At 70.5% G+C, this 8,788-nt stretch carries 8 protein-coding genes; 6 read left to right on the top strand and 2 right to left on the bottom strand.

The window, feature by feature from the left end:
- The 6 genes from amt to AC1D2O_RS33800 all read left to right on the top strand — a co-directional run.
- Positions 1-1,380 (top strand): ammonium transporter (gene amt, locus AC1D2O_RS33825; RefSeq protein WP_478158624.1); only part of this gene is annotated, 1,380 nt, incomplete at its 5' end.
- Between the two features lie 320 nt (positions 1,381-1,700).
- On the top strand, positions 1,701-2,624 hold the full coding sequence (locus AC1D2O_RS33820) for an SMP-30/gluconolactonase/LRE family protein (RefSeq protein WP_478092037.1): 924 nt from the start codon (positions 1,701-1,703) through the stop codon (positions 2,622-2,624).
- A gap of 94 nt (positions 2,625-2,718) precedes the next feature.
- Positions 2,719-4,224, top strand: coding sequence for an FAD-linked oxidase C-terminal domain-containing protein (locus AC1D2O_RS33815; protein WP_478158623.1), 1,506 nt, complete (start codon positions 2,719-2,721; stop codon positions 4,222-4,224).
- A gap of 48 nt (positions 4,225-4,272) precedes the next feature.
- Positions 4,273-5,448, top strand: coding sequence for a glycolate oxidase subunit GlcE (glcE, locus tag AC1D2O_RS33810; RefSeq protein WP_478092040.1), 1,176 nt, complete (start codon positions 4,273-4,275; stop codon positions 5,446-5,448).
- Positions 5,449-5,456: 8 nt separating this feature from the next.
- Entirely contained in the window at positions 5,457-6,695 is a 1,239-nt protein-coding gene (gene glcF / locus AC1D2O_RS33805; protein ID WP_478092041.1) for a glycolate oxidase subunit GlcF, read from the top strand.
- 86 nt (positions 6,696-6,781) lie between these two features.
- On the top strand, positions 6,782-7,198 hold the full coding sequence (locus AC1D2O_RS33800) for a carboxypeptidase regulatory-like domain-containing protein (protein ID WP_478092043.1): 417 nt from the start codon (positions 6,782-6,784) through the stop codon (positions 7,196-7,198).
- A 194-nt stretch (positions 7,199-7,392) separates the two neighbouring features.
- Here the strand turns inward: AC1D2O_RS33800 and AC1D2O_RS33795 are convergent, their stop codons facing one another.
- Both AC1D2O_RS33795 and AC1D2O_RS33790 read right to left on the bottom strand, forming a co-directional pair.
- Positions 7,393-7,887: a glutathione peroxidase gene (locus AC1D2O_RS33795; protein ID WP_478092164.1), complete on the bottom strand. Its 495-nt coding sequence runs from the start codon at positions 7,885-7,887 to the stop codon at positions 7,393-7,395.
- Positions 7,884-8,786, bottom strand: a complete 903-nt coding sequence (locus AC1D2O_RS33790) for a DMT family transporter (RefSeq protein WP_478092166.1) — start codon at positions 8,784-8,786, stop codon at positions 7,884-7,886. The genes AC1D2O_RS33795 and AC1D2O_RS33790 overlap by 4 nt, the downstream gene beginning before the upstream one ends.
- Positions 8,787-8,788: the final 2 nt, after the last annotated feature.

Below are 8,788 nucleotides of genomic sequence, written 5' to 3'. Positions count from 1 at the left end.
GCCCCCGCCGCCGCAGCCCCCGCCGCCGAGGCGGTCGCTGCCGCGCCGGCACCCTCGTTCAACAAGGGCGATACCGCCTGGATGATGGTCTCGACGCTGCTCGTGATCATGATGACCATCCCCGGCCTGGCGCTGTTCTACGGCGGCCTGGTGCGCAGCAAGAACATGCTGTCGGTGCTGATGCAGGTGATGGTCACGTTCTCGATGATCGTCGTGCTGTGGATGATCTACGGCTACAGCCTGGCCTTCACCGAGGGCAACGCCTTCATCGGCGGCTTCGACCGGCTCTTCATGAGGGGCATCTTCGATCCGGCCACCGGCGTGTTCGCCCCGGGCGCGACCTTCAGCAAGGGCGTCTACATCCCCGAGCTGCTGTTCGCCGCCTTCCAGGCCACCTTCGCCGGCATCACCTGCTGCCTGATCGTCGGCGCCTTCGCCGAACGCATCAAGTTCTCGGCCGTGCTGCTGTTCATGGTGATCTGGTTCACCTTCAGCTATGCGCCGATCGCGCACATGGTCTGGTTCTGGATGGGCCCGGACGCCTACGCGAGCAAGGAAGTGGTCGACGCCATGAACGACAAGGCCGGCCTGATCTGGCAATGGGGCGCGCTCGACTTCGCGGGCGGCACCGTGGTGCACATCAACGCCGCCGTCGCCGGCCTCGTGGGTGCCTACCTGATCGGCAAGCGCATCGGCTACGGCAAGGAATCCTTCACGCCGCATTCGCTGACGCTCACCATGGTCGGCGCCTCGCTGCTGTGGGTCGGCTGGTTCGGCTTCAACGCCGGCTCCGCCCTCGAATCGAGCACCAGCGCCGTGCTGGCCTTCATGAACACCTTCTCGGCCACCGCCGCCGCGGTGCTCGCATGGTGCATCGGTGAAGCGCTGATGCGCGGCAAGGCCTCGATGCTGGGTGCTGCGTCCGGCGCCGTCGCCGGCCTGGTGGCCATCACCCCGGCCGCCGGCAACGTCGGCCTGATGGGCGCGCTCATCGTCGGCTTCGTCGCCGGCTTCGCCTGCCTCTGGGGCGTCAACGGCCTCAAGAAGATGCTCGGCGCGGACGACTCGCTCGACGTCTTCGGCGTCCACGGCGTCGGCGGCATCGTCGGCGCGCTGCTGACCGGCGTGTTCAACACCCAAGCGCTCGGCGGCCCCGGCCTGGTCGGCGACTGGGTGACGGCGGGCGTCATCTCCAACGGCATCGGCGCCCAGGTCTGGATCCAGCTCAAGGCCGTGGCGCTGACCATCGTCTGGTCGGGCGTGGTGGCGTTCATCGCCTTCAAGATCGCCGACCTGACCATCGGTCTGCGGGTCTCCGAAGAAGAAGAGCGCGAAGGCCTCGACATCTCCTCGCACGGCGAAACCGCATACAACCGCTGAACTGTTGCTCGCCCCCAGGTTGCCCCGCACTTCGTGTCGGGGCGCCCACCCCCTACCGGGGGCAACACCAGCGGACCGGCAGAGCCGGATCCGCGGTGTTTCACCAACGGGCCTGGCTTCGCCGGCCGGCCAGGCGCAGTCCCTGGCCCCCATCCCCACCCCTGTCCAGTTCTTCTTGCGTGCCAGTTTCGGCTGCGCGCAGCGCGCCTGTTCGTGGGCGGCTGCGGAACCGGCTTCGCCGGGCCGCTGGCTGCGCCCCCGGTAGGGGGTGGGCGGGCTACACGAAGTGAGCCCAACCTGGGGGCGAGCATAATTTTCTTATGTGGACCACTCTCAACGACAGCTTGAGCCAGTTGGGCGAATCGCCGTTCTGGCATCCGGGCGAGCGCTCGCTCTACTGGCTCGACATTCCCGGCCGTGCGGTGCTGCGCACGCGGGGCGACATCGACGACAGCCCGACCGTCGAGCGCTGGAGCCTCCCGACCGAGCCCGGCTGCATGGCGCCGGCGCGGCGCGGCGGGCTGGTGATCGCGCTGCGCGACGGCGTCTACCGCGCGCCCGTCTGGGGCGGTGAGCTGAAGCCGCTGGCCCGCGTCGACCACGACATCCGCACCATGCGCTTCAACGACGGCAAGTGCGATGGGCTTGGCCGCTTCTGGGCCGGCACCATCAACGAGGCCAAGGACCGCGCCAATGCGGCGCTCTACTGCCTCGACGCCCGCGGCGGCCGCGCCCCGACGCTGGTGCCGATGGCCAACCAGGCCATCACGGGCAACGGGCTGGCTTTCGCGCCCGACGACGCCACCGCCTACTGGGCCGACACCGCGGCCCACCGGGTGCGGGCCTGGGACTGGGCGGCACGCGCGAACATCTTGTCGCGCGAACGCGTGTTCCAGCAGTTCAAGAACAAGCCCGCGGGATGGACGCCGGCGTCGGCGCTGCGCTACGAGGGCCGGCCCGACGGCGCCACGATCGACGCCGAAGGGAACTACTGGGTGGCGATGTTCGAAGGCGGCCAGCTGCTGCGCTTCGCGCCTTCGGGCCAACGGGTGGCGGCGCTCGCGACCCCGGTCCAGTGCCCGACCATGCCCTGCTTCGGCGGCGACGACCTGAAGACGCTGTTCGTCACCACCGCCCGCCGCGGCCGGCCCCCGGACGAGCTCGAAGAGCGGCCGGCCTCGGGCTGCGTGATCCGGATGCGCGTCGACACGCCCGGGCTTCCCGTCGCCTTCTTCGAGGACTGATCGTGCGCACCGCCCCGGCGGCGACAAACTTTCTTCCAGTCGCGAGAGAAAAACCCTCGATCCGGCAGCGCCTGCCTGCGCCGAAAATGCAGGCATGAACGCGCCGCCTGCTCCTGCCCCCCACGAATCGCTGCCCAAGCCGGACCGCCAGGCCCAGGTGGTCCAGGCGCTGCAGGCGCACCTGCCCGCGCATGCGCTGATCTGGCACGCCGAGGACACCACGCCCTACGAATGCGACGGCCTCACGGCCTATCGGCAGCGGCCGATGGTCGTGGCCTTGCCGGAAACCGAGGCGCAGGTGGCGGCGGTCCTGCAGATCTGCCACCGCCTCGGCGTGCCGGTGGTCGCGCGCGGCGCCGGCACCGGGCTCTCGGGCGGCGCAATGCCCCACGCGTCGGGCGTGACGCTGTCGCTGGCCAAGTTCAACCGGATCATCGAGGTGGATCCGGTCAGCCGTACCGCGACCGTCCAGTGCGGCGTGCGCAACCTCGCGATCAGCGAGGCCGCCGCGCCCTTCAACCTCTACTACGCGCCCGACCCGTCGAGCCAGATCGCCTGCACCATCGGCGGCAACGTCGCCGAGAACTCGGGCGGCGTGCACTGCCTCAAGTACGGGCTCACGCTGCACAACGTGCTGCGGGTGCGCGGCTTCACGGCCGAAGGCGAGCCGATCGAGTTCGGCAGCGAGGCCCTCGACTGCGCCGGCCTCGACCTGCTGGCGCTGGTGATCGGCAGCGAGGGCATGCTGGCCGTCACCCTGGAGGTCACGGTCAAGCTGGTGCCCAAGCCCCAGCTGGCGCGCTGCATCATGGCCAGCTTCGACGACGTGCGAAGGGCCGGCGACGCGGTCGCCGCGGTGATCGCGGCCGGCATCATCCCGGCCGGCCTCGAGATGATGGACAAGCCCATGACCGCCGCGGTCGAGGACTTCGTGCACGCCGGCTACGACCTCGAAGCCGCCGCCATCCTGCTGTGTGAATCCGACGGCACGCCCGAGGAGGTCGAAGAGGAGATCGGCCGCATGACCGAGGTGCTGCGCCAGTGCGGCGCCACCGCGATCGCGGTCAGCACCAGCGAGGACGAGCGGCTCAGGTTCTGGAGCGGCCGCAAGAACGCCTTCCCGGCCTCGGGCCGCATCAGCCCCGACTACATGTGCCTCGACTCGACCATCCCGCGCAAGCGCCTGGCCGACATCCTGCTGGCCATCCAGCAGATGGAGAAGAAGTACAAGCTGCGCTGCTGCAACGTGTTCCACGCGGGCGACGGCAACCTGCATCCGCTGGTGCTGTTCGACGCCAACGACCCCGACGAGCTGCACCGCTGCGAACTCTTCGGCGCCGACATCCTCGAGACCAGCGTCGCGATGGGCGGCACGGTGTCGGGCGAGCACGGCGTCGGCGTCGAGAAGCTCAACAGCATGTGCGTGCAGTTCACCGCGACCGAGAACGAGCAGATGTTCGGCGTCAAGCGCGCCTTCGACGCGGCGGGGCTGCTGAACCCCGGCAAGGTCATCCCGACGCTGTCGCGCTGCGCCGAGTACGGCAAGCAGGTGTTCCGCGCCGGGCAGACGCTGCCGTTTGCCGATCTGCCGCGGTTCTGAACGACACAGCGCAATGGCGCACTGAAAAGAAAACGAGAAGACATCACGATGGATTTCAAAGCCCTCAACGCGATCGCCGAGCGCATCCGCGCCGCTGCCGCCGACCGGACGACGTTGAGCATCCGGGGCGGCAACACCAAGGCCTTCTACGGCGAGGCCGCGCGCGGCGTTCCGCTGGAAACCGCTGCGCTCGCCGGCGTCACCAGCTACGAGCCCAGCGAGCTGGTTGTCACGGTGGGCGCCGGCACGCCGCTGGCCGAGCTCGAGGCCTTGCTGGCCCAAGAGGGCCAGTGCCTGCCCTTCGAGCCGCCGCGCTTCGCGCCCGGAAGGACCCGCGCCGAGCCCTTGGGCGAGCGCGTCCTGGACGGAGGCACCGCCGCAGGGAGCGCAGCGACCGTAGGAGGCATGATCGCCGCCGGCCTGAGCGGCCCGGCGCGCGCCAGCGTCGGCGCGGTGCGCGACTACCTGCTGGGCGTCACGCTGGTCAACGGCCGCGGCGAGGTGCTGACCTTCGGCGGCCAGGTGATGAAGAACGTCGCCGGCTACGACGTCTCGCGCGTGCTGGCCGGTTCCATGGGGACGCTCGGCCTGGTCGCCGAAGCCAGCCTCAAGGTGCTGCCGGTGGCGCCGGCCGAGGCCACGCTCGAATTCGCCTGCAGCCAGGCCGATGCGCTGGACCTGCTCAATGAATGGGGCGGCCGGCCGCTGCCGCTCAACGCCAGCGTCTGGCGCGAGCGCGACGGCGCGGGCGTGCTGTCGCTGCGCCTGCGCGGCGCGGTGGCGGCGGTCGAGGCGGCCTGCGCGCAACTGGGCGGCGAGCGGCAGGACAAGGCGCGCTCGGCGGCCGGCTGGCAGTCGCTGCGCGACCAGCAGCATCCGTGGTTCGCCGCAGGCGGGGGCGAACTGTGGCGGCTCTCGGTGCCGCAGACCGCGCCAGTGCTCGCGGTGGAAGGCGCGCCGCTGGTCGAATGGCATGGCGGCCAGCGCTGGTACTGGGCGGCGCCCGGGCAGGGCGCGCGCTTGCGCGCGGCGGCCCGTGCCGCCGGCGGCCACGCGACGCTGTTCAGAGGCTCGGCGGACGGTGGGTCGACCGCCGACCGCTTCGACCCCCTGAGCGCGCCCGTCGAGCGCATCCACCGCGCGCTGATGAACGAGTTCGACCCGCACGCCGTCTTCGACCGCGCACGGCTCTACCCTTCGACCTCCACGCTCCCCGCGAACTGAAGCCCCGCATGCAAACCGAACTCGCTCCCGAATTCCAGGGCACCGCCGACGGCCGCGAGGCCGAGGCGATCCTGCGCAAGTGCGTGCACTGCGGCTTCTGTACCGCCACCTGTCCGACCTACCAGCTGCTCGGCGACGAGCTCGACGGCCCGCGCGGGCGCATCTACCTGATCAAGCAGGTGCTCGAAGGCAAGCAGCCGACGCGCAGCACCCAGCTGCACCTGGACCGCTGCCTGACCTGCCGCAACTGCGAGAGCACCTGCCCGAGCGGCGTGCAATACGGCCACCTGGTCGACATCGGCCGCAAGATCGTCGACCGCAAGGTGCCCCGCCCGGCGCTCGAGAGGGCGGTCCGCTGGACTCTCAAGGAGGCGCTGCCCTCGCCCCTCTTCGCGCCGGCGATGAAGCTCGGCCAGTCGGTGCGCGGCCTGCTGCCGGCCCCGCTCCAGGCCAAGGTGCCGGTGCCGCAGCCCGCAGGCACGTGGCCCCGGCGCAGCCACGCGCGCAAGGTGCTGATGCTGGCCGGCTGCGTGCAGCCTTCGATGGCGCCCAACATCAACAGCGCGACCGCGCGCGTGCTCGACGCCGCCGGCATCGAGGCCGTGATCGCGAACAAGGCCGGCTGCTGCGGCGCCGTGAAGTTCCACCTCGACGACCAGGACGGCGCCAAGGCGCAGATGCGCGCCAACATCGATGCCTGGTGGCCGCAGGTCGACAGCGGCGCGGTCGAGGCGATCGTGATGAACGCCTCGGGCTGCGGCGTCACGGTGCGCGAGTACGGCCACATCCTCAAGGACGACCCGGCCTACGCGGCCCGGGCGGAGCGCATCAGCGCGCTGACCCGCGACCTGAGCGAGCTGCTGCCCGAGCTGGTGCCGCTGCTGAAGGCGCGCGTGCGCGCCCCCCAGGGCGTCGTCGCCTACCACCCGCCGTGCACGCTGCAGCACGGGCAGAAGCTGCGCGGCGGCGTCGAGCAGAACCTGCGCGCGCTCGGCTTCGACATCCGGGTGGCGCAGAGCGAGTCGCACCTGTGCTGCGGCTCGGCCGGCACCTACTCGGTGCTGCAGCCCGAGCTGGCCTACCCCTTGCGCGACCGCAAGCTGGGCCACCTGAACCAGTTGCGGCCTGCCGCCATCGTGTCGGCCAATATCGGTTGCATCACCCACCTGCAAAGCGGCACCGAGACCCCCGTGCGGCACTGGGTCGAGCTGCTCGACGCCGCGCTGGCGCCCGAAGCGGCGGCCTGATCGGACAGCCGCAAGGGGTTTGGTCCGACCCCCGGCGCGCCGGCGCCGCGCGAGGATGTCGGGGTGTTCCCAACGGGAGATTCCTGATGCGTGTCTCTTTCCGAACCCTCTTGCGCGGCGCGGCCCTCTGCGCCTGTGCCGCCGCGCCCTGGGTCGCCCAGGCCCAGATCACCGCGATGCCGGCGATGAAAGTCCAGGATGCGGGACGCTACGTCTGCGGCGGCATCGGTGCCGAAGAATCCACCGCCCTGCGCGCGGCCATGAAGGACCATCCGCTGTCGTTGCTGTTCGCGCGCGCCGGCGGCGAATACCTGGCCGACGTCGACGTCATGGTGAAGGATGCGAACGGCCGTACCGCGCTCGCGATGCGCGCCAGCGGGCCGGTGTGCCTGATCGACCTGCCGGCCGGCCGCTACACGGTCGAGGCCGCCAGCGAAGGCGTCACCAAGAGCCAGGCCGTGACCCTAGGCAGCGGCTCCAAGACCGCCGACTTCCGGTTCTGATTGCCAGTCCAGGGACACCGCGGAACCGGCTTTGCCGGGCCGCCGGTGTCGCCCCCGGTCGGGGGTGGGCGACTACACGAAGTGAGTCAACCTGGGGGCGAGCCCAATGCCCCAGTCCAGGGACACCGCGGAACCGGCTTTGCCGGGCCGCCGGTGTCGCCCCCGGTCGGGGGTGGGCGACTACACGAAGTGAGTCAACCTGGGGGCGAGCCCAATGCCATTTCTATGTCGCCGGCGATGGACTCGGGCTTGTCGACCGGCGCGTAGCGCTTGAGCACCCGGCCGTCCTTGCCGACCAGGAACTTGGTGAAGTTCCACTTGATCGCGGTGCTGCCCAGCAGGCCCGGAGCCTCCTTGACCAGCCACTTGTAGAGCGGCGCGGCGTCGGCGCCGTTGACGTCGATCTTCTCCATCATCGGAAAGCTGACGCCGTAGTTGCGGGTGCAGAAGGCGCCGATTTCCTCGTTGGTGCCGGGGTCCTGGCTCATGAACTGGTTGGACGGGAAGCCCAGCACCGTCAGGCCCTGGGCCGCGTAGGTCTTGTACAGCGCCTCCAGCCCCTCGAACTGGGGCGTGAAGCCGCACTTGCTGGCCGTGTTGACGATCAGCAGCACGCGGCCGCGGTAGTCCGACAGCGGGGTCGGCTGGCCGTCGATGCGGCGGGCCTCGAAATCGTAGATGCTGGTCATGGCATGTCCTTGCAGGGAACAGGTTGTCGATCATCACCTTCCGTGGGCTCGCCTGCAAATGCCGACCACACCGCGGCCAGCACGATCAGCGCGCCGCCGAACCAGATCCGCGCCTCCATCGAGGCCGCACCGAGCGCGACCGACGAGGTGCTCGCGAACAGCACCTCCGACAGCATGATCACCGAGATCGCGCCGGCCGTGAGCCGGGCCGCCCCGTACTGCAGGCAGACGTTCGCGAAGACGAAGCCGGTGCCCAGCACCAGGGCCCAGCCCCACCAGGCCGGCGCCGCCAGCGGCGGCGTCGCGATCGCCCCCAGCGCGGTGCCGGCCAGCGCGGTCACGCCGGCCACCAGCGCGCAGCCGCCGAACATCGCCAGCGCGCGCGCCTCGCCGGGCGCGCTGCGCAGCCGGCGCAGCAGGATGTTGGTCACCGCGAAGCCGAAGCCGGCCGCCACCCCGAGCCAGTCCGGCAGGCTGGACGGCACCGGCCAGTCGGTCTCGGGCGTCTTGAGCACCACCATCACGCCCGTCAGCGCCAGCGCCACGCGGGCCAGTGCCGCCAGGCTCGGGCGTTCGCCCAAAAAGGCCCAGGCCAGCAGCACGCTCCACAGCGGCATCAGGTAGAACAGCAGCACCACCCGCACCACGTCCCCCTGCGTCACCGCCCAGTTGAAGCCGACATTGGTGAAGCCCGCCGCCAGGCCCAGCAGCACCAGCCCCGGCTGTTGCGCGAAGAATGCCCAGAGGTGGCGGCGCAGCAGCGCCATGGCGATCGCGATGGCGGCATAGACCAGGCAGGTGGCCCACACCGGGTGCAGGCCATGGCCTTCGATCTGCCGGAAGGGAAACCAGGAGACGCCCCAGACGAAGGCGTTGAAGATCAGCGCGAGAGCAGGCAAGA

Source organism: Variovorax sp. P1_G12 (assembly GCF_056405555.1).
The sequence above is the reverse complement of the archived record's forward strand: the minus strand, read 5'-3'. Positions and strand labels throughout refer to the sequence as shown.